Origin of the sequence: Furfurilactobacillus milii (assembly GCF_009863985.1) — a bacterium.
In the GTDB taxonomy this organism is placed as follows: domain Bacteria; phylum Bacillota; class Bacilli; order Lactobacillales; family Lactobacillaceae; genus Furfurilactobacillus; species Furfurilactobacillus milii_A.
Map to the genome: position 1 here is coordinate 51,192 of NZ_WEZT01000004.1, position 21,253 is coordinate 72,444.

Below are 21,253 nucleotides of genomic sequence, written 5' to 3' on the forward strand. Positions count from 1 at the left end.
ATCAGCTCCTAAAAGATGGGTTTGTGGTAAACACCATTTTAAAGGAAGCTGATCTTTTTTGTCCGAACAGCGTTCGGATTAATTTTACAATCTATCATAGCTGTATATTTAGGAACTGATTAGTTGGTCGAAAGTTGATGCCATGTTACTTTAGGATTAAAGCGTCCAAGGAAGTGATGGCTGTGGATATTAAACATGAACATGCGGTAACCGTTTTTGATGAGTGGCTGACGGTCAAACGAAAGGATCGTCGTCATTTTCGTTTGATTCGCCACTTAGCATACTTAGATGGAATTATGACCGGCGAAGGGGCGGTGCCAGCTGTTGAAGACTTGGCAGCGGCCCAGGCGGTTAGTCAATTGGATAATTCTGAGTTTTTGCAATGTCTCATGAAATTACCTTATCGGCGGCAAGTGTTGACAGGTGATGGCGAAGACGTGTTAGCCTGGTTTGATCATGCCGAAAAAACGGCGCACAGCCATCTATTTAGTAATATTGGATTGTTAATGGAAATTGTCTTGGATGAAGAGGCTGGCCACTCAGTCCAACAATGGGATTCAGCCACAATTGCGACTGCTCACCAGTTAGCTGAATTATCTAACGATCAGCTACTAACAGTAATTAGTCAGTTAGCAAGTGCGAAAAGCCAAGCAAAGTTAGCAGAGAGCCAACGGGCAACTCATCGTCAGCATGTTCACCGTCTTCATTTACACGGCCAGATTGAACCCGCTAATGATCCGCGACAAATTTAATGTCATTGAGTTGGCAAATGTAAAAAAATTTCACTCAGCTGGGCTGTGCTATTAATTATTCGTCGACGATCGATGTGATTGATATCATGGCTCTTTTATATGGATGACGGGGAATGTTCCGTGCACTCGTGAGTTCCTCGCTTTGTGTTAACTGTTAATTCATGGTTATAATAAGTTATTATGTTCAAAAGGGGATGGTCAGAATGAATCAGAAGGCGAAACGCGCAACTGTTGCTGTTTGGTTGCTGATGATCTTGTGTGTGATTTTATTGACGATTTGGCCGGCCATTCACTACATTACAGTCGCTAGTTTATGGCGGTGGTGGTTAGCTGTCGCAGTTTACAGCGTGGCCTTTGGCATTGGCTGGTACAAACGAAACCAACGTATTGGTCGCTTCATTTTATCGATTACGGTAGCTTTAGCCGTGGTATTCGGACTATTTGTGCTACTGGTGGCACTTTTCGCTGAAGCGGGGTTAGTCCGGTATTTTGTTGGTCTCATTGCACTACTTGAAATTATTGCCGGTATTGTCTGGTATTCAGTTGTGTACGAACGCCGTAACCGACTGAAAAATCGCCATTGGGATGCTTAATTTCTATGCCCCAATGACCAGCCGTTGGGGGAGAGATTGTGGAAACACGTAATGGACATATTTTAACGGGAATCTTGCTAGCCAGTGGCGGTTCAATGCTGTGGGGTGTCTCAGGTGTGATCGCCCAAACGTTGTTTGAAAATAACGTCGTTACCCCTGCATGGCTGACGACGATTCGAATGACACTGGCTGGCCTTTTGCTTCTGCTATTCAACGTTATTCGGCACCAAGATATTTTTGCTGTTTGGCGGTCATGGAAGACGGCTGGACAACAAATTATTTTTGGATTGGCGGGATTAATTCCTATCCAATACTTTTATTTTTTAGCGGTCCATTATGGCAATGCTGCGATTGCAACTATCTTGCAGTTCTTAGGGCCAATTGTAATCACGGTGTATTACGTGATTTTTCATCACCAATTACCATCACGTTCAGAAACTATTGGGATGGTGTTGGCATTGCTAGGCGCTTTTTTTGTCGTTACTCATGGTCACATTACGCATTTAGCCGTTTCACCAGCATTATTGTTCTGGGGGCTCATGTCGGCGGTTGCTGTGGCGACCAGTACACTATTGCCGCGGCCACTGTTACCGACGTTTGGCTCGGTCAACGTAAATGGCTGGGGCTTATTGATTGGTGGGTTCGCCATGAACTTTATTCAACCAATGTGGGTTGGTGTGCCGACACTGACACCGAAGACGGTTTTATCGATTGGCGCTGTCGTACTATTTGGTACATTGATTGCGTTTGTCATGTATTCAGTCAGTTTGCTATACATCACTCCGACAACAGCAAGCTTAATGGATGCCTTTGAACCGCTGGCAGCGACGGTCATTTCAATTTTAGTCCTGCACACGGTCTTTACTTGGGCTGATGCACTTGGCGGTGGATTGATTATTCTAGCAGTGGTGATGCTCTCTATCAGTTACCGTGCGCCTAAGCGTGATGAGGAATAAACGCTCAATCATATATACAAATTCAAATAAACACGTCAATGGATTCTCAAAGAGAGTCCATTGACGTGTTTTGACGTTACCTGTTGAATAACAGGATGTATCAGGATTATTGCTCAACTGGATGATCAAATGTATCTGACGCGTTCCACGGGAAATCGGTATTAGAAGGATGATGATTTTCGTTCAAAACGGCATTAGTGCACTGGAGCAGTTGTTGCTGCAGGGCAAGATCCCATGGTCTAGCGGTAAAGGCCTGTTGAGCAACGGCCCAATAAGCCAGTCGATTGGTGACGGGCAAAATGTCTTGGACGATATCAATTTGCACATGCTTATGTTTAGTTTTGAGAGCAATGATGCGTTGATAATCAGTAATGAGGTAAAAGGCGCCGTGTTGCTGATCGCGTAGATGGATGATGATAAATCGCTGTTGCAGATTTTGTGTCCGCAATTCCTGCTTTAAAGCGGCAAGCTGGGAAACAGATAGCTGTTGCATTTGATCACCTTCATTTCACCTATATTCTAACGCGTTTAGTTGTGATATAGGTAACAAACTTATAATATCGTAAAATAAAAAATTGGATTGAAGCCACTGATACCAGCAATTAATGAAAATAACTTTCAAAAAGTGAGGTTCACAAGCCTGAAAACGCCGCCACTACGCGTTTTTTAATGCTATACTAATGATGTAGTTTAAATATACATGGAGGTGTCTGCATTGAAAATTATTGCTTACGGCATTCGCGATGACGAACGTCCATATGTAGAAGAATGGTCCAAGGATCAAAATATTGAGGTTAAAATCGTTAAGGATCTGTTGACTGACGACACAGTTGATCAGGCAAAAGGCTTTGACGGGGCAGTTGTTTACCAACAAAAGCCTTACACAGCCTCAGTTTTGGATCGTTTGGCAGAATTGGGAGTTAAGAACCTGTCATTACGTAACGTCGGTGTTGATAACGTTGACGCTGATGCTGTTAAACGTAACGACATCAAGGTTACCAACGTTCCTGCCTATTCACCAGCAGCAATTGCTGAATTTACGGTTACTGAATTGATGCGGTTACTTCGTCACACGACCCAGTACGAGAACCGTCAGGCCAAAGGTGACTTGAAGTGGGCTCCAGATATTGCAACTGAATTAAACAGCTTAACGGTTGGTGTTATTGCTACTGGTCGGATTGGCCGCGCTGCCATCCAAATCTACCGTGGTTTTGGTGCTAAAATCGTTGCCTACGATGTTTTCCACAATCCTGAATTGGAAAAGGAAGGCATCTACGTTGATTCCTTGGATGAATTATACAAGCAAGCAGATGTTATTTCCCTTCATGCTCCTGCAACGAAGGAAAACATGCACATGTTAAATGCTGACGCCTTTAACAAGATGAAGGATGGTGTCTACATCTTGAACCCTGCCCGTGGTGATCTGGTTGATACTGATGACTTGATCAAGGCTTTGGACAGTGGCAAAGTTGCTGGTGCTGCACTTGATGTTTACGAAAACGAAGTTGGTATTTTCAACACAGACTTCGGTAGCTTTGATGCTATTCCTGACGATCGTTTGAAGAACTTGATGAAACGCGAAAATGTTTTGGTAAGTCCTCACATCGCTTTCTATACCACCACTGCTGTTCGGAACATGGTTCAATTTGCTTTGAACAACAACAAACAATTGATTGAAACTGGTAAGGCTGACAACGTAGTGGCCTTTAACTAGATAATGAGTCTGATGTTTTATTAGACGACAGAAACATAGGCAACACGCTCAATAATAAATTGGGCGTGTTGTTTTTTGACTTTGCTAACAATCGTTAAAAGATGAATGTTGCAGCAAACCTTTCATTAAAGTCATGTAATTGTTCACTGTTTTAGTCTGCAAGAGGATAATAGTCTTGATAGATCGAGTCTGCTGTTGTGGGACTGTGGGTAAGAATCGATACAGTATGGAAGACAAGGAGTCATTGTGATGGATTTTAGTCAGCAAGTTTATCAGCAAAATCAAACGGTGTGGCAGGAAAGCATCCATCATCCGTTTATAAAAAAAATAAGCGACGGCAGCATGACGTTGCCAACATTTCGTTATTATTTAATTCAGGATCATTATTATTTACGTGACTTTGCTCGAATTCATGAATTGGCAGCGGATGCAAGTCAGGACCAGGCAGTCAAGACGTTATTGCAGGAGTTGGCGAATAGTCTGCACGATGGTGAAATCGCGACGCGCAAAACGTTCTTTAAAGAATTAGGCATCTCTCAACAAGATGTGATCAATACACCAATTGCGCCGACGACATATGCTTACACGTCACATATGTATCGGACACTAACACAGGCTGGTGCACCGGCAGCTATTGCCGGATTGTTGCCATGTGCGTGGCTATATGCAGATGTTGGTGCGTCACTACAAGGAGTCACCTCGCCAGTCCCGATTTTTCAAGCGTGGATTGACAGTTATCAGTCTGATGACTATACGGGACCAGTATCGAAGCAAATTAAATTAACAGATCAAGTTGCCCGTCAAACAGATGCAACGGGTCGTGATGCAATGGCCAAAGCTTTTTCACGGAGTGCCTATTATGAACGTGATTTTTGGCAGATGGCTTTGGATCACCAAGATTGGCAATAAGGTTTAATGTGGCGCGCTGACGTTGCTACTAGTGAACTAAAAAACTTTTTAATTGCAATCGTCGTCAATCTTCGTATAATATAGTCAATATTAGTCAAAGATTGGGGTGAGCGATGATGGAAGGACCAACAAATATTTCGGATGTCATCGAAAAGTATCTGAAGGGAATCCTGGAGGATGCTGAGCAGGTAGAAATTAGACGTTCGGATATTGCCGACCAGTTTAACGTCGTTCCTTCTCAGATTAACTACGTCATTAAGACACGGTTTACCATTCAAAATGGTTATATCGTTGAAAGTAAACGTGGTGGCGGTGGTTATATTCGTATTGAAAAGGTCAACTTACTGGCTGACGCCGATGTGTTGGATAATTTACTGAACGATGTGGTTGGTGATTCAATCAATCAACATGATGCATATGCTATAGTTAATTCCCTATTTAATGATGGGGTGTTAAAGGAACGTGAAGCCAACATTATTCTTTCGGCAATCGATAAAGATACACTCAATGTTGCCGACCGCGAAGTTGAAAATACATTGCGCGCCCGGATTCTAATCGGCGTGCTCAACCGCCTTCGTTTTGAAGACTAATGCTTATTAATATTGATTTAACGACGATTTGCAGGGGTTAATTAAGGCCTGCATTAATGAAAGGCAGGACAGAAGATGGACAATTTATTCACACCTAGTGCTAAAGATGTATTGGTATTAGCACAGGAACAAGCGAAGTATTTTAAACACCAAGCTGTGGGTACTGAACACTTATTACTGGCCCTGACCATTGAACAAAATGGGATTGCTAACAAAGTCCTGCAGCAATTTAGCGTGACAGAAGAGGACGTCCGTGAAGAAATCGAACGGTTTACTGGTTACGGTACGCTGACGAACGCTGACAAGGATACGTATTTACCATATTCTCCGAAGGCCAAGGACATTTTGACATTGGCCGGGGATGAAGCAAAACGTTTGGGTTCCACTAAAATTGGGACTGAACATTTACTCTTAGCATTGTTGTCTGATGAGAGTATCCTATCATCGCGTATTCTGATGACACTAAATCTTGATTTAGCACAAACACGTAAAGTGATTTTGCGTAAGCTAGGTGTCGCTGACACACCGCGCCGGCGTCAACAGATGGCAAAAGCTAATAACAACGCAAATAAGCAAGAAGGCACACCAACGCTTGATTCATTAGCGCGTGACTTGACGGCCTTAGCTGCTGACAAGCAAATGGATCCGGTGGTTGGTCGTGCAAAAGAGGTCAAACGGGTGATCCAAATTCTCAGTCGTCGGACCAAGAATAACCCAGTTTTGATTGGTGAACCTGGGGTTGGTAAAACAGCGATTGCTGAAGGATTAGCCCAGAAAATCGTTGCTGGTGATGTGCCTGACGATTTGGCCGACAAACGGTTGATGATGTTGGACATGGGATCACTGGTTGCTGGAACTAAATATCGTGGTGAATTTGAAGACCGTTTGAAGAAGGTCATTGAAGAAATTTACAACGATGGTCATGTTGTGCTGTTCATTGATGAATTGCACACGTTGATTGGCGCCGGTGGTGCTGAAGGTGCGATTGATGCTTCCAACATCTTAAAGCCAGCGTTGGCTCGTGGTGAACTTCAAACCATTGGGGCGACTACGCTAAACGAATACCAAAAGTATATTGAGTCAGATGCTGCTCTGGAACGTCGGTTTGCCACCGTTCAGGTTGACGAACCAACGGAAGATGAAGCAACGGAAATCTTAAAGGGTTTGAAGAGCCGTTATGAGGAACATCACCAAGTTGAAATCACTGATGATGCAGTTGAAGCAGCGGTTAAGCTGTCCTCTCGGTACATTACGGAACGCTTCCTACCTGATAAGGCAATTGATTTGATGGATGAAGCAGCAGCTAAAGTTCGCATTGATGCGTCTGGTCACAAGACCAAGTTGGCTAAACAGGAAGACAAGTTGGACGACTTGCGTCAACAGAAGGAAGCCGCGATTGAAAACCAAGATTTCGATGGTGCTGCCGCATTGCGTGAAAAGGAAATGGCCTTGCGCAAACGTGTCGACAAGATGATGGACGATCAAGATAACGAAGAGTTGTCCGGTCAGCCGCATTATGAACTAAAAGTCGGCGAAGAAGATGTGGCTGAAGTTGTTTCTGAGTGGACTGGTGTTCCATTAACGCAGTTGCAGAAGAATGAAGAAGCGCGTTTGCTGAACCTTGAAAAGGTGCTTCACAAACGTGTGGTTGGTCAGGACGAGGCTATTTCAGCCGTTTCCCGTGCCATTCGTCGTGCTCGTTCCGGTTTGAAAGATCCTAACCGTCCAATTGGTTCGTTCATGTTCCTTGGACCAACTGGGGTCGGGAAGACGGAACTCGCCAAAGCGTTAGCTGAAGCGATGTTCGGTTCAGAAGATAACATGATTCGTGTGGATATGTCTGAATATCAAGAACGCTTTAGCTCAAGTCGTTTGATCGGTGCTGCGCCTGGTTACGTTGGTTATGATGAAGGTGGTCAATTGACCGAACAAGTTCGTAACAAACCGTACTCAGTTGTCCTCTTGGATGAAGCTGAAAAGGCTGATACTGAAGTCTTTAACTTGTTGTTACAAGTTCTTGATGACGGTTTCTTAACCGATTCTAAGGGCCGCAAGGTTGACTTCCGTAACACGATTTTGATCATGACCTCTAACTTGGGTGCCACAGCTGTTCGTGACGATAAAGAAGTTGGTTTCGGTGCAACTAGCGCGACAGACAACTACGCCGCAATGTCAGACAAGATTCGACAAGCCCTGCGTCAAACGTTCCGTCCAGAATTTCTGAACCGAATTGATGAAACAGTGGTCTTCCACTCATTGATGAAGCCAGAATTACACGAAATCGTGAAGATTATGGCTGGCAATGTGTTGGCACGAATCGCTGAACAGGGCATTAAAGTTAAAATTACGCCAGCTGCCATTGATGTCGTTGCAGATGCTGGCTTTGATCCTGAGTATGGTGCTCGTCCAATTCGACGCGCATTACAGACTCAGGTTGAAGATCAGCTGAGTGAGGCATTGATTGCTGGTCAAATAAAGACAAATGCTGCTGTTACAGTTGGTGCTAAGGCTGGTAAGATTACGGTTACAACTAAGGAACAACCTGTCAAGAAACCGGCAGTTGGTTCTAAGTAGTCTTGGTTGCTAATTAATAATTGCTAGTGAGCAGTTATTGAACCATTTTAAAAACGTTTGTCGAGTTGGAAAACTCGATAAACGTTTTTGTGTTCTAAACGCGTCTGTAAAAATTGCATTTTATGCGGAGAACAGGCACACTGGTGGAGATTAGGGAAAGACGAAGCCGTGCGTAGATGTTGACGAACGGCTCGATGAGGTGAAAATATGAGTCGTGAGGCGCAGTTGGCTGCCACTCGAGAAAAAATCTTGGAGGCAGCTCGCAAACAATTTTTAATAAAGGGCTATGCGGACACATCCACGCGTGACATTGCGACAGCAGCAGGCATTACCCAACCGGCACTGTACCATCACTTTGCCGACAAAGAATTGATTTTTGTGCAGGTGATCGAAACTGTTGGTGGTGAGTTAGCAGCAAACATGAATCAAATTTTAGATGCTAACAAAGGGGATGGGCTTGAAATCCTGACAGATATGTCAGCCGCAATGGTCGCCATTCATCCACGTGATGCGTTTAGCTTGATTCATGGTAGCTTTCAATATCTGCGTCCTGAGAATCAGGCTCAGCTTGGCAGATTGTTTGCACAGGATTATTTGCAACCCATCATCCGCTTTTTTAAGTCTGATAAAGTGGTTTTACGTGACGGGGTTGATCCGGCAACGGCAGCTAATTTTTACCTCACCAGTTTGGCACCACTGTTTGCTAAGTTTCACCAACTGGGTGGTGCAAATTTGAGTCAGCGTGAGCACATTCAAGTGCTGCTACGCCTGATTTTGTTTGGTGTGGCAGAGAAATAAAAGTTGAGCGTTTCTCGTTGACACATTTAGCAAAACCGAGTATATTATTAATCGTATATCACTGTGAATAAAAATCGTCTTGGCGATCTATTGTCCGTCAAGGCCTTTATAGAGAAGCAAAAGCAGCTTTCATTTAAACTTTAAAAGAAATGGTGCTTTTGCCTTTTTTATGCCCAAAAACAGGGTTGTAGGTCATTTGTAATGAAACTGTAACACTAAAATGAGGACTTATTCACTGGAAAATCATTTCGAAGGAGTGAAGAACTTGGCAGGGCATTTAGTTAAATACGGCAAACACCGTACCCGCAGAAGTTACGCACGAATCAAGGAAGTTCTTGATTTACCGAACCTGATTGAAATCCAAACGGACTCTTATCAATGGTTCCTGGACGAAGGCTTGCGTGACATGTTCGACGACATCATGCCAATCGATGATTTCCAAGGAAACTTATCATTGGAATTCGTTGACTACCAGTTACTCGAACCAAAGTACACCGTGGATGAAGCACGTGAACACGATGCCAACTATTCTGCACCACTGCACGTTACTTTACGTTTGACCAACCACGAAACTGGTGAAATCAAGAGTCAAGACGTGTTCTTTGGTGACTTCCCACTGATGACTGATCAGGGGACGTTCATTATCAATGGTGCTGAACGGGTTATCGTTTCTCAATTGGTTCGTTCCCCTGGTGTGTACTACACGGAAGACGAAGACAAGAATGGTCGTGAAGTTTACGGCGCAACTGTCATTCCTAACCGCGGTGCTTGGTTGGAATACGAAACCGATGCTAAAGAAATCTCTTACGTTCGGATTGACCGGACTCGTAAGATTCCAATGACCGAATTAGTTCGTGCTTTGGGTTATGGTTCTGACGACGAGATCATCTCAATCTTGGGTGATAGCGACGGCATCATGTCGACCTTGGAAAAGGATATTCACAAGAATTCCGATGACTCACGTGTCGAAGAATCCTTGAAGGATATTTACGAACGGTTACGGCCTGGTGAACCTAAGACAGCTGACTCTTCACGGAGCCTGTTGACGGCGCGCTTCTTCGATCCAAAACGTTACGACACTGCACCAGTTGGTCGTTACAAATTAAACAAGAAGTTAGACTTACACACCCGTTTGTTAGGTTTGACGTTAGCGGAAACGTTGGCTGATCCTGACTCAGGTGAAATCATTGCTGAAAAGGGTACTGTGATCGACAAGACCGTTATGGCTAAGTTGGCACCATATCTGGATCAGGAAGACTTTAAGTCGGTAACGTTCACACCTTCTGATGAAGCCGTTGTGACGGAACCAATGAATGTTCAAATGATCAAGGTCTTCTCTAAGAAAGATCCTGAACAAGTTGTGAACATGATTGGTAACGGTCATATCGACTTAAAGAACCACACCATTCAACCTGCTGACATCATTGCTTCCATCAATTACTTCTTCAACTTGCAAGAAGGTATTGGTTCAACTGATGATATCGATCACTTGGGTAACCGTCGGATTCGTTCTGTGGGTGAATTACTGCAGAACCAATTCCGGATTGGTTTATCACGGATGGAACGTGTTGTTCGTGAACGGATGTCCATTCAGGACTCCGCCACAGTAACGCCACAACAATTAATCAACATTCGTCCAGTTGTTGCTTCAATCAAAGAATTCTTCGGTAGTTCACAACTGTCACAATTCATGGATCAGACGAACCCACTTGGTGAATTAACGCATAAGCGTCGTCTGTCTGCTCTTGGACCTGGTGGTTTGACGCGTGACCGTGCCGGATATGAAGTCCGGGATGTTCACTACACCCACTATGGTCGGATGTGTCCAATTGAAACGCCTGAAGGACCAAACATTGGGTTGATCAACTCATTGTCTAGTTATGCGAAGGTTAACCGTTATGGCTTTATTGAAACACCATACCGTCGTGTTTCATGGGATAACCACAAGGTTACTGACCGAATCGACTACTTAACTGCCGACGAAGAAGATAACTTTGTTATTGCCCAGGCCAACTCACCATTGAATGACGATGGTTCATTTGTTGATGACACAGTTTTGGCTCGTTCAAAAGATGAAAACATTGAAACTTCCATCGACAACGTCGACTACATGGACGTTTCGCCTAAGCAAGTAGTTGCCGTTGCGACCGCATGTATTCCATTCTTGGAAAACGATGACTCTAACCGTGCTCTGATGGGTGCCAACATGCAACGTCAGGCTGTTCCTTTGTTGGATCCTCATGCACCACTTGTTGGTACTGGGATTGAATATAAGGCTGCCCATGACTCTGGTGTTGCTTTAATCAGTAAGGCTGCCGGAACTGTTGAATTCGTTGATGCTACGCAGATTCGCGTTCGTCGTGAAGACAGTACTTTGGACACGTACAAGTTAATGAAGTTCCGTCGTTCAAACGGTGGTAAGAACTACAACCAACGTCCAATCGTTAAGGTTGGCGACAAGGTTGATGCCGATGAAATTTTGGCTGATGGTCCTTCCATGGAAGGTGGGGAACTTGCCCTTGGACAAAACCCATTGATCGCCTTCATGACTTGGAATGGTTACAACTTCGAAGATGCCATTGCGATTTCCGAACGGTTGGTTAAGGATGATGTTTACACTTCGATTCATATTGAAGAATACGAATCAGAAGCACGTGATACCAAACTTGGACCGGAAGAAATGACCCGTGAAATTCCTAACGTTGGTGAAGATTCCTTGAAGGATCTTGACGAACAAGGAATTATCCGGATTGGTGCTGAAGTTCATGATGGTGACATTTTGGTTGGTAAGGTTACGCCTAAGGGTGTGACAGAATTATCTGCTGAAGAACGTTTGCTACATGCTATCTTTGGTGAAAAAGCCCGTGAAGTTCGTGATACTTCACTCCATGTTCCGCATGGTGGTGGCGGTATTATCCAGGACGTTAAGATCTTCACTCGTGAAAACGGGGATGAATTATCACCTGGTGTTAATATGATGGTTCGTGTCTACATCGCCCAGAAACGTAAGATTCAGGTCGGTGACAAGATGTCCGGTCGTCATGGTAACAAGGGGACTGTTTCAATTGTTATTCCTGAAGAGGACATGCCTTACATGCCTGATGGAACACCAATTGACATTATGCTTTCACCAATGGGTGTGCCTTCCCGTATGAACATTGGTCAAGTGCTGGAACTGCATTTGGGAATGGCTGCTCGTAAATTAGGTATCCACGTTGCTACGCCTGTCTTCGATGGTGCGCAGGATAAGGATATCTGGGATGCCGTTCAAGAAGCTGGTATGCCAGCTGATGCCAAGTACGTTCTGTACGATGGCCGTACTGGTGAACCATTCGACAACAGAATTGCCGTTGGTGTTATGCACTACTTGAAGTTGGCCCACATGGTCGACGACAAGATTCACGCACGTTCCATCGGACCTTACTCACTGGTTACGCAACAGCCACTTGGTGGTAAAGCGCAATTTGGTGGTCAGCGTTTCGGTGAAATGGAAGTTTGGGCTTTGGAAGCTTACGGTGCTGCTTACACGTTGCAAGAAATCCTGACCTACAAGTCAGATGACGTGGTTGGCCGTGTTAAGACTTATGAAGCCATCGTTAAGGGCGATCCAATTCCGAAGCCTGGTGTTCCTGAATCCTTCCGTGTGTTGGTCAAGGAATTACAAGCGCTTGGTTTGGACATGAAGGTTCTTGACAATAACAAACAAGAAATTGAACTGCGTGACATGGACGATGATGAAGATGACGTTGTGAATGTTGATGCATTGAGTAAGTACGCTGCTGAACATCCGGTTGACGACAAGTCAGACGATGCTAGTGCAAACACGAACTCAGCTTCAGCTCCTGCACAGCCAGCAACTACACCGGCTAATGAGTCAGGAAACACCACAAACGAGTAGTGTGAACCGTCACCATTGAAACTAATAAGGAGGTCAATCCTTTGATTGATGTCAACAAATTTGAAAGCATGCAGATTGGGCTTGCGTCGCCCGACAAAATCCGCAGCTGGTCATATGGTGAAGTTAAGAAGCCTGAGACCATCAATTATCGGACATTAAAGCCTGAACGTGATGGCTTGTTCGATGAACGGATTTTTGGACCAACAAAAGACTGGGAATGTGCGTGTGGTAAGTACAAACGGATTCGCTACAAGGGTGTTGTTTGTGACCGTTGTGGTGTTGAAGTTACTCGTTCTAAGGTTCGCCGTGAACGGATGGGGCATATTGAATTAGCTGCTCCTGTTACCCACATTTGGTACTTCAAGGGTATTCCTAGCCGTATGGGTTTGGTTCTTGACATGAGCCCACGGGCACTTGAAGAAATCATCTACTTTGCTTCATACGTTGTGTTGGAATCAGGCAACACGCCTTTGGAACGCAAGCAGTTGTTATCTGAACGTGAATACCGTGAAAAGAAAGCGCAATATGGTAACGAATTCCAAGCTGAAATGGGTGCCGAAGCAATTCGTAAGTTGCTGGCAGCTGTTGACTTGGATAAAGAAGCCAGCGAATTGAAGGAAGAGTTAAAGGATGCATCTGGTCAAAAACGGACTCGTGCCGTTCGTCGTCTAGACATCTTGGAAGCCTTCATTCAATCCGGTAACCGTCCTGACTGGATGGTTATGGACGTTGTTCCGGTTATTCCACCGGACTTACGGCCAATGGTTCAATTGGAAGGTGGTCGGTTTGCCACTTCTGATTTGAACGACTTATATCGTCGTGTTATCAACCGTAACAACCGTTTGAAGCGGTTGTTAGACTTGAATGCACCTGGTATCATTGTGCAAAACGAAAAACGAATGTTGCAGGAAGCCGTTGACGCGTTAATTGATAACGGTCGTCGTGGTCGTCCTGTTGCCGGTCCTGGTAACCGTCCGTTGAAGTCACTGTCTCACATGTTGAAGGGTAAGCAAGGACGGTTCCGTCAAAACTTACTTGGTAAACGTGTTGACTACTCTGGCCGTTCTGTTATCGATGTTGGCCCAACTTTGAAGATGAACCAAATGGGGTTACCTGTGCCAATGGCCATGGAACTCTTCAAGCCATTCATCATGAAAGAGTTGGTTAAGCGCGACCTTGCTTCTAACATCAAGAATGCCCGTCGTAAGATCGACCGTCAGGATAACGATGTTTATGATGTTCTGGAAGATGTTATCAAGGAACACCCAGTTCTATTGAACCGGGCCCCTACCTTGCACCGTCTTGGGATTCAGGCATTTGAACCAGTACTTGTTTCTGGTAAAGCGATGCGTGTGCACCCACTTGTGTGCGAAGCTTATAACGCTGACTTCGATGGTGACCAAATGGCCATCCACGTTCCGTTATCAGACGAAGCACAAGCTGAAGCACGTTTGCTGATGCTGGCTGCCGGACACATCTTGGCACCTGCCAATGGTCGTCCAGTGGTTACACCTTCTCAGGATATGGTTATCGGTAACTACTACCTGACTACTGAAGAAGCTGGTCGTGAAGGCGAAGGCATGATCTTTAAAGATCTGAACGAAGCCCGCGTGGCCTACCAAAATGGGTATGTTCACTTACACAGCCGTGTTGGTGTGCAAACTTCATCAATGCCAACTAAGCCATTTACTGATGAACAAAAGAGTCGCATCTTGATTACGACTGTTGGGAAGATGATTTTTAACGCCATCTTGCCTGACGAATTCCCATACTTGAACGAACCAACGAGTGACAACTTGACAGACGGTATCGATGACCGGTTCTTCTTGGAACCTGGCACTGACTTGAAATCTGTATTGAGTAATCAACCGTTGAATGATCCATTCAAGAAGGGCTTCTTGGCTGATATCATCGCTGAAGTCTACAAGCGTTACAAGGTAACAGCTACTTCACTGCTATTGGACCGGATGAAGGATTTGGGTTACTACGAATCTACTAACTCTGGTTTGACGGTTGGGATTGCTGATATTTCAACATTGAAGACGAAGAATGATGTCGTTGCTGATGCACGTAAACAAGTTGCTACGATTTCTAAGCAGTTCCGTCGTGGTTTAATTACTGATGACGAACGTTACCAACGTGTTATTGACGTTTGGAACACTGCTAAGGATGATATTCAGGAACAACTGGTTGACTCCATGGAGTGGAATAACCCAATCTTTATGATGAGTGATTCCGGTGCTCGTGGTAACATTTCAAACTTTACTCAGTTAGCCGGGATGCGTGGTTTGATGGCTGCGCCTAACGGTCAAACAATGGAATTGCCAATCGTTTCAAACTTCCGTGAAGGTCTCTCTGTGTTGGAAATGTTTATTTCTACTCATGGTGCCCGTAAAGGTATGACTGATACGGCTTTGAAGACTGCCAACTCTGGTTACTTGACTCGTCGTCTGGTTGATGTTGCGCAAGATGTTATCATTCGTGAAAAGGACTGTGGTACTGACCGTGGTTTGACGATTCATGCCATTACTAACGGTAATGAAATGATCGAATCCTTGTACGAACGGATTCTTGGTCGTTACGCAATGAAGTCAGTTAAACATCCTAAGACTGGTGAGACCTTAGTTAAGGCTAACCAGATGATCGATGAAGACGTTGCTCAATCCATCGTTGATGCTGGCGTAACAGAAGTTGTGATTCGTTCAGCCTTCACTTGCAACACGAAACATGGTGTTTGTGAACGTTGTTACGGTCGTAACATGGCTACTGGTGACAAGGTTGAAGTTGGTGAAGCAGTTGGTACTGTTGCTGCTCAGTCAATCGGTGAACCTGGTACTCAGTTAACCATGCGTAACTTCCATACTGGTGGTGTTGCCGGTGATGATATTACCCAAGGGCTTCCTCGTGTTCAAGAAATTGTTGAAGCACGGAACCCTAAAGGTAAAGCTGAGATTACTGAAGTGACTGGGACGGTTGTCTCAATCGAAGAAAATCCGGCTGAACGAACGAAGGAAGTCACGGTTAAAGGTGAAGCCGAAACACGTTCATACACGTTACCATTACGTGCGCGGATGCGTGTTGCTGAAGGTGACTTTATCCACCGTGGTTCAGCATTGAACGAAGGGTCAATTGATCCTAAGGAATTGCTGAAGGTCCGCGATGTTCTGTCTACTGAAAACTACCTGTTACGTGAAGTTCAACGTGTTTACCGGATGCAAGGTGTTGGGATTGCCGACAAGCATATTGAAATCATGGTTCGTCAGATGATGCGGAAAGTTCGTGTCATGGATCCAGGTGACACTGATATGTTGCCAGGGACGTTGATGGACATTGCTGACTTTAAGGATGCTAACACGAAGACATTGGTTGCCGGTGGTATTCCTGCAACTAGTCGTCCAGTGATCTTAGGTATTACCAAAGCCGCTCTGGAAACAAACAGTTTCTTATCAGCCGCTTCATTCCAGGAAACAACGCGGGTTCTTACCGACGCTGCTATCCGTGGAAAGAACGACCCACTTGTTGGGTTAAAGGAAAACGTTATTATCGGGAAGATCATTCCAGCTGGTACTGGGATGCCAGATTACCGGAAGATTCAGCCTAAAGAAGCTGAAGTAACTGGTACCGAAGGCGTTTATTCCATTAGTGACTTAGAAAAGAAAATGCGTGAAGAGGACGCTAAGAACACAAGCACTAAGTAATTGGTTGCTATCCGTGTAATTATTGATTCTCGAATCGCGAAAAAGGTCTGCCGGACAATTTGTCTAGCAGGCCTTTTTGTACATAGTAATTAACTGACGCTTGCGGTTGTCAAAACTGAATGCCGCCGTGGGACCGGTTCAAGCTTCCTGAAAATCGGAGTCTTTCACCTCGCCGTTAAGCCGCAAACCACGTCTTACCGACCGTCCGATGTTGTAAATCCGGCACAAATCAGCCTGATTAACAACACTTTCACGGCTTGCATTCAGTTTTGACGCCCTTCAGCTCCATTTTGTATATAAGTATCAAAAACTCAGTCGAATAGTCTGCAATTGTAAGTCATTAACGTTTGCATCACTAATTATCATTAGGGGGTAGCATCTTTATAGAAGAGTGAAGTCGACCAGAAACTGAGTTCCGCGAAGGCAATAGTTGGTGGGCGTTTTGTGCCCGCGTAGTATTGCAGGACGAGCTTGGAGACTTCGGGGTATGAAGGCTCAAAGTCGAGGTCGAAGACACTCGGTTTTCGAGAGTCTGAGACCGGTCCCGTGGAACGGCGTTTCTGGTCGACGTAACGGCGCTCCACAAGAATAAACAAATCAGTTCGCAACCTCCAAATCATAGAGGCTGTGAACTGATTTGTTTGATACAAGGTTAATTATCTGAACATTGTCTTGGTTGCACGGGCCATGACCTTCGGATCTTTTTCATAGTGGTGAAGCGGTGTCAGTTTGCTCAACGGAATGCCTAAGAACGTGTATACAGCACGCTGTGCGCAGCGGAATGAATATTGTTCCGTAAATACCATGTCAAATGGCATTTCAGCAAATTGACTGATAAAGGCGAGGTTGTGACTGTGCTTTGGTACAACCAGTGGACGGTCGCCAACCGCACGGCGGTTGAAAAGGGCACTGGCATATGGCATGTAAACAGGAATGACATTGACGGTTGATGCCATAATGTCGTCAACGTGATCACCAATCTTGTCACGGCTATCATCAACTTCGTTTAAGTGCCCAATAAGTTCAGTGAGAATTTCACGACCAGTCATTTCAATGAATGGTTTATTGACGTAATCACCACACCGTCGAGGATACATAATGTAACCCCAGAAGACGGTTTCGTTTTCCTTTTGTGCGTGGAAATGAGGTTGATGATGAACCACAATTGACATCAATCCGGTACTATCGATCCAAGTATTCAATGCATTACCGGGTTGTTGTTGAGTGATTCGGGTAATTTCATTAAGTAGTTTGTGGTCATTGTTAGTGACTGTGAAGCTCATCCATTCACTTTGTTCTCGGTCATTAAAGAATTTATCTGGGTGACCAAGGTCATAGAAGTGCTCGGAAGCTTGCTTCCATAGGGCTGCACTGGGCGCATATTCGTGGCTTTCCTTCAGTGGGGTATCCATGTCTCCAAACGAAGAACTGTCGGTAATGGAACCGTTAGTGTCGAAGACAAAATCATCTTCGTTAACGTCAACGTGGCCGGTTTGATGATCGCCATCAACTTCTTCGTAATCGAAGCCGGTAACAATAATATCGTCACGCATTGGTGTGTCCTTGAAGCTGAGCGCCGTAACCTTACGATTATTAATGAAAGTTACGCCATGGTTTTCTAAGAACTTGCGCATGGGCAAAATAAGACTTTCGTACTGGTTGTAAGGTGTGCGAGTAACACCCTCGAGTGTGTTAATACGACTAAATTCAAGGATCATACGGTTCATGTAGCGCCGCAATTCCATCGCTGAACTTTGACGTTTGAATGCGAAAGTTGTTTGCCACATGTACCAGAAGTTAGTAGTGAAGAAGTGTGGTGAACTAGCAAACCATTCATCAATCCCGATATCATTCAGTCGTTCTTCTTTGCTTTCCGGCATCAACATTAGTTTTGTCAGAAGGTAGCGGTCGCGGTTGTCAAACTGCATGTGGCGGTAATCATTTTCGTCGCCTTTGTTACGAATGCCATTTACTTTATCCATCAACCGGGCAACATCGTGAGTTGGGTGTGCATGGTCAAAGGCTAAAATCTCGTCAGTCACAGATTGATCAGGGTGATCCAGTGACGGAACAGAACGCATGAGATCCCACAAGTTCTCATAGGTTTCTTCGTTGAGCATTCGACCACCTTTGGCAAGGTAACCCTGACTGTTTTTCAAGGCTTTGTTACCGTACTCATTTTCGTAGCCGGTTACTGTATCACCATCATTTGCGCCGTGGGTTTCAAGACCGTACATGGTGATCTGGTCACCGTGCCAACCGCCATCGCGAATGAGGTAAATTCCTGTTGCTAAGTTACCAATTCCTGTACCAATCATGTATGCATGTTGTGCCATGTTCGCTCACTCCTTTGTTTGTTGAGCCGAGTTATTACTGTTCCTAATCGTATTTAACAAGTGACCAACTTGATCTAACGCGTCATTTACGGTTAGGTGATACCGATGATTAAGGCCTTCATGGGTGGTGGATACGAGGCCAGCTTGTCGCAAAATTTTGAGATGATGTGATACTGCTGGCTGTGAAAGACTCATGTGTGAGGTCAATTCAGTAACAGTTAAACCGGTGTTCAAATGAGCACCTAATAAAATGATTAAGCGCTGCCGATTTTGATCGGCCAGTGTGTTCAACAAGTCAAGATTACTAATGAACTCGTCAAGAGCCTTTTGCCGACCTTGCGGTAATGTCGTTTCACTCATAAAGATCACCTCACTCTATCGATACATTTAACTACATGAATATAGTAACGCGAATGAGTCACCATTGCAACCGCTTACAAAACGTTTGCTTGACCCGGTTAAACAGCCAATTATCAAATAAAAGCGTACAGTTGGACGATAACTAGACCACTAAAAAGGTACGGGATAAAAGGGAGTCGATTTGAGCGTTGATGGTTCAGATAGAAGTGAGTCAAGGCGATTAATGATGCAAACAGGATACTGGCAATAGCCACTTGTATTGGAAACATTAAAGACAGCACGGCGATGCAGTCAACATCTCCATTGCCCATAAATTGAAATCGGTGGATAAAATAAAGCGATACTAAATATGTTGTTGTTACCATCAGCAATTTTGACCAGCTAAACTGATGACGAATCAGTGCTAATACTAATAAAGCCACGATTGGCCACGCAGAGATAGCTAGGTGTGTAGCGTCCTGACAAGCCAAAGCCAGCAGGATTAAATTAAAAACGACTAGACTGACAGCCGAATTAAAAGGATTGGAATGGATGATGAGCGCGCCAAGCAAACCGACTGAACTTTCTGCGAGTGCGTAGGTGAAAGAGATTGGTTGATGACAGTCGGGACACCGTCCTAACTGAAGTAGCCATCCGAGGCAGGGAATAAGCTGCCACCAGCGTAGGTGTTTCGCACATTGATCGCACCGTGATCGCGCGAACATGACGGGTCGGTTATTAGCTAACCTAGTGCTGATACACATGATGGCAGAAACAAAAAGCGTAATGTAAATGAAACTGATGCTGAAGATGATGTATGGCATAATAAAAACACCGTCCTTTATTGGTCTTGTCTTAACATACGTAAAGAGATCTGTGATGTTCGTCCATTATCTAAAAACTTCGATCGAACTAGCTTTTTTCGTGTTGAAACCTTGACGCATATGGACGGGGATGATATTCTATTAAAGGTGCTTTTTTGTGAAAGTGTCTGCCATCCATGGCGGCTGGAGCTAAAACAGCAATCATACTGGAAAACAGATTTGGGTTTTTCTTTTTTTATAACTTAAAAAGAACCGCCTGGATGTGTGGACTTAAACTAAAACAAAGAATCGGAAGGAGGACATTTAGATGCCAACGATTAACCAACTCGTTCGTAGTGGTCGTAAGTCTAAAACGTCAAAATCAGATGCCCCAGCATTAAACTTCGGGTACAACAGTTACAAGAAAGAACAAACTAACAACGCTGCTCCTCAAAAACGTGGGGTTGCAACTCGTGTCGGTACTATGACACCAAAGAAGCCTAACTCAGCTTTGCGGAAATACGCCCGTGTGCGTTTATCCAACTTGATTGAAGTTACCGCTTATATTCCTGGTATTGGTCATAACCTACAAGAACATAGTGTTGTTCTTATCCGTGGTGGCCGTGTTAAGGATTTACCTGGGGTTCGTTACCACATTATTCGTGGTGCTCTGGATACTGCCGGTGTTACTGACCGGAAACAAAGCCGTTCTAAGTACGGTACTAAGAAGCCTAAGGCTTAATCAAGAAAGGAAGATAAACGATGGCTCGTAAAGGACATATTCCAGCACGTGAAGTGCTACCTGATCCAATTTACAACTCAAAGCTGGTTACCCGTTTAATCAACCGCTTGATGTTAGACGGTAAGCGGGGAACTGCATCAACGATTTTATATGATGCCTTTGATCAAATTAAAGAAACAACCGGTAATGAACCGTTGGAAGTATTTGAAGAAGCAATGAACAACATCATGCCTGTTATGGAAGTTAAGGCTCGCCGTGTTGGTGGGTCTAACTATCAAGTGCCAATCGAAGTTCGTCCAGAACGTCGTAGCACTTTGGGCTTACGTTGGTTAGTTCAATACTCACGGTTACGTGGGGAACACACCATGACTGAACGTTTAGCTCGTGAAATCATGGATGCTGCCAACAACACCGGTGCTTCTGTTAAGAAGCGTGAAGACACTCACCGGATGGCTGAAGCCAACCGTGCCTTCGCACATTACCGCTGGTAAAAACAACCGACTGTTTGGTCGGTGGCTCCCTATGACACCCATCTACATGTGGTGTCATTT

At 44.6% G+C, this 21,253-nt stretch carries 16 protein-coding genes; 12 read left to right on the forward strand and 4 right to left on the reverse strand.

Annotated features, from left to right (window positions below; translation table 11 throughout):
- Nucleotides 1-182: 182 nt before the first annotated feature.
- The 3 genes from GB992_RS02210 to GB992_RS02220 all read left to right on the forward strand — a co-directional run bounded on the left by GB992_RS02210 (nucleotide 183) and on the right by GB992_RS02220 (nucleotide 2,301).
- Complete coding sequence (locus tag GB992_RS02210) at nucleotides 183-752, forward strand: hypothetical protein (RefSeq protein WP_161001032.1); 570 nt, start codon at nucleotides 183-185, stop codon at nucleotides 750-752.
- Between the two features lie 203 nt (nucleotides 753-955).
- A complete protein-coding gene (locus tag GB992_RS02215; protein ID WP_161001033.1) occupies nucleotides 956-1,345 on the forward strand; it encodes a hypothetical protein in 390 nt (129 codons plus the stop codon).
- Between the two features lie 38 nt (nucleotides 1,346-1,383).
- Nucleotides 1,384-2,301: an EamA family transporter gene (locus GB992_RS02220; RefSeq protein ID WP_161001034.1), complete on the forward strand. Its 918-nt coding sequence runs from the start codon at nucleotides 1,384-1,386 to the stop codon at nucleotides 2,299-2,301.
- Between the two features lie 106 nt (nucleotides 2,302-2,407).
- Here GB992_RS02220 and GB992_RS02225 read toward each other — a convergent pair whose 3' ends face one another.
- Nucleotides 2,408-2,794 carry a hypothetical protein gene (locus GB992_RS02225; protein WP_161001035.1) on the reverse strand — a complete coding sequence of 129 codons (387 nt, stop codon included), beginning with the start codon at nucleotides 2,792-2,794 and terminating at the stop codon, nucleotides 2,408-2,410.
- A gap of 222 nt (nucleotides 2,795-3,016) precedes the next feature.
- Here GB992_RS02225 and GB992_RS02230 point away from each other — a divergent pair, with 222 nt between their 5' ends.
- The 7 genes from GB992_RS02230 (at nucleotide 3,017) to rpoC (ending at nucleotide 16,482) form a co-directional block, all read left to right on the forward strand.
- A complete protein-coding gene (locus GB992_RS02230; RefSeq protein ID WP_161001036.1) occupies nucleotides 3,017-4,015 on the forward strand; it encodes a D-2-hydroxyacid dehydrogenase in 999 nt (332 codons plus the stop codon).
- A gap of 249 nt (nucleotides 4,016-4,264) precedes the next feature.
- Nucleotides 4,265-4,924, forward strand: a complete 660-nt coding sequence (gene tenA / locus GB992_RS02235) for a thiaminase II (RefSeq protein ID WP_161001037.1) — start codon at nucleotides 4,265-4,267, stop codon at nucleotides 4,922-4,924.
- Nucleotides 4,925-5,040: 116 nt separating this feature from the next.
- Nucleotides 5,041-5,514, forward strand: a complete 474-nt coding sequence (locus GB992_RS02240) for a CtsR family transcriptional regulator (protein ID WP_017262637.1) — start codon at nucleotides 5,041-5,043, stop codon at nucleotides 5,512-5,514.
- Between the two features lie 75 nt (nucleotides 5,515-5,589).
- The gene (locus GB992_RS02245; RefSeq protein ID WP_161001038.1) at nucleotides 5,590-8,088 is read left to right on the forward strand and encodes an ATP-dependent Clp protease ATP-binding subunit; all 2,499 of its coding nucleotides are present in this window, start codon (nucleotides 5,590-5,592) and stop codon (nucleotides 8,086-8,088) included.
- 207 nt (nucleotides 8,089-8,295) lie between these two features.
- A complete protein-coding gene (locus GB992_RS02250) occupies nucleotides 8,296-8,886 on the forward strand; it encodes a TetR/AcrR family transcriptional regulator (protein ID WP_161001039.1) in 591 nt (196 codons plus the stop codon).
- Nucleotides 8,887-9,151: 265 nt separating this feature from the next.
- On the forward strand, nucleotides 9,152-12,784 hold the full coding sequence (gene rpoB / locus GB992_RS02255; RefSeq protein WP_161001040.1) for a DNA-directed RNA polymerase subunit beta: 3,633 nt from the start codon (nucleotides 9,152-9,154) through the stop codon (nucleotides 12,782-12,784).
- 41 nt (nucleotides 12,785-12,825) lie between these two features.
- Nucleotides 12,826-16,482 (forward strand): DNA-directed RNA polymerase subunit beta', encoded by a 3,657-nt coding sequence (gene rpoC, locus GB992_RS02260; protein WP_161001041.1) that lies wholly within the window; start codon nucleotides 12,826-12,828, stop codon nucleotides 16,480-16,482.
- Nucleotides 16,483-17,138: 656 nt separating this feature from the next.
- Here rpoC and GB992_RS02265 read toward each other — a convergent pair.
- The 3 genes from GB992_RS02265 to GB992_RS02275 form a co-directional block, all read right to left on the reverse strand.
- Entirely contained in the window at nucleotides 17,139-18,818 is a 1,680-nt protein-coding gene (locus tag GB992_RS02265) for an oleate hydratase (protein ID WP_161001042.1), read from the reverse strand.
- Nucleotides 18,819-18,824: 6 nt separating this feature from the next.
- A complete protein-coding gene (locus GB992_RS02270) occupies nucleotides 18,825-19,178 on the reverse strand; it encodes an ArsR/SmtB family transcription factor (RefSeq protein ID WP_161001043.1) in 354 nt (117 codons plus the stop codon).
- A 113-nt stretch (nucleotides 19,179-19,291) separates the two neighbouring features.
- Complete coding sequence (locus GB992_RS02275; protein WP_161001044.1) at nucleotides 19,292-19,981, reverse strand: prepilin peptidase; 690 nt, start codon at nucleotides 19,979-19,981, stop codon at nucleotides 19,292-19,294.
- Nucleotides 19,982-20,288: 307 nt separating this feature from the next.
- Here GB992_RS02275 and rpsL point away from each other — a divergent pair, with 307 nt between their 5' ends.
- Entirely contained in the window at nucleotides 20,289-20,702 is a 414-nt protein-coding gene (rpsL, locus tag GB992_RS02280; RefSeq protein WP_017262644.1) for a 30S ribosomal protein S12, read from the forward strand.
- A 20-nt stretch (nucleotides 20,703-20,722) separates the two neighbouring features.
- Nucleotides 20,723-21,193: a 30S ribosomal protein S7 gene (gene rpsG / locus GB992_RS02285; protein ID WP_017262645.1), complete on the forward strand. Its 471-nt coding sequence runs from the start codon at nucleotides 20,723-20,725 to the stop codon at nucleotides 21,191-21,193.
- Nucleotides 21,194-21,253 lie beyond the last annotated feature (60 nt).

What these genes read in the sequence shown, in the direction of transcription:
- GB992_RS02215 (WP_161001033.1), top strand. Translation starts at nt 956, where the DNA reads ATGAATCAGAAGGCGAAACGCGCAACTGTTGCTGTTTGGTTGCTGATG.
- GB992_RS02225 (WP_161001035.1), bottom strand. Translation starts at nt 2,794, where the DNA reads ATGCAACAGCTATCTGTTTCCCAGCTTGCCGCTTTAAAGCAGGAATTG.
- tenA (WP_161001037.1), top strand. Translation starts at nt 4,265, where the DNA reads ATGGATTTTAGTCAGCAAGTTTATCAGCAAAATCAAACGGTGTGGCAG.
- GB992_RS02240 (WP_017262637.1), top strand. Translation starts at nt 5,041, where the DNA reads ATGGAAGGACCAACAAATATTTCGGATGTCATCGAAAAGTATCTGAAG.
- GB992_RS02245 (WP_161001038.1), top strand. Translation starts at nt 5,590, where the DNA reads ATGGACAATTTATTCACACCTAGTGCTAAAGATGTATTGGTATTAGCA.
- GB992_RS02250 (WP_161001039.1), top strand. Translation starts at nt 8,296, where the DNA reads ATGAGTCGTGAGGCGCAGTTGGCTGCCACTCGAGAAAAAATCTTGGAG.
- GB992_RS02265 (WP_161001042.1), bottom strand. Translation starts at nt 18,818, where the DNA reads ATGGCACAACATGCATACATGATTGGTACAGGAATTGGTAACTTAGCA.
- GB992_RS02270 (WP_161001043.1), bottom strand. Translation starts at nt 19,178, where the DNA reads ATGAGTGAAACGACATTACCGCAAGGTCGGCAAAAGGCTCTTGACGAG.
- GB992_RS02275 (WP_161001044.1), bottom strand. Translation starts at nt 19,981, where the DNA reads ATGCCATACATCATCTTCAGCATCAGTTTCATTTACATTACGCTTTTT.
- rpsL (WP_017262644.1), top strand. Translation starts at nt 20,289, where the DNA reads ATGCCAACGATTAACCAACTCGTTCGTAGTGGTCGTAAGTCTAAAACG.
- rpsG (WP_017262645.1), top strand. Translation starts at nt 20,723, where the DNA reads ATGGCTCGTAAAGGACATATTCCAGCACGTGAAGTGCTACCTGATCCA.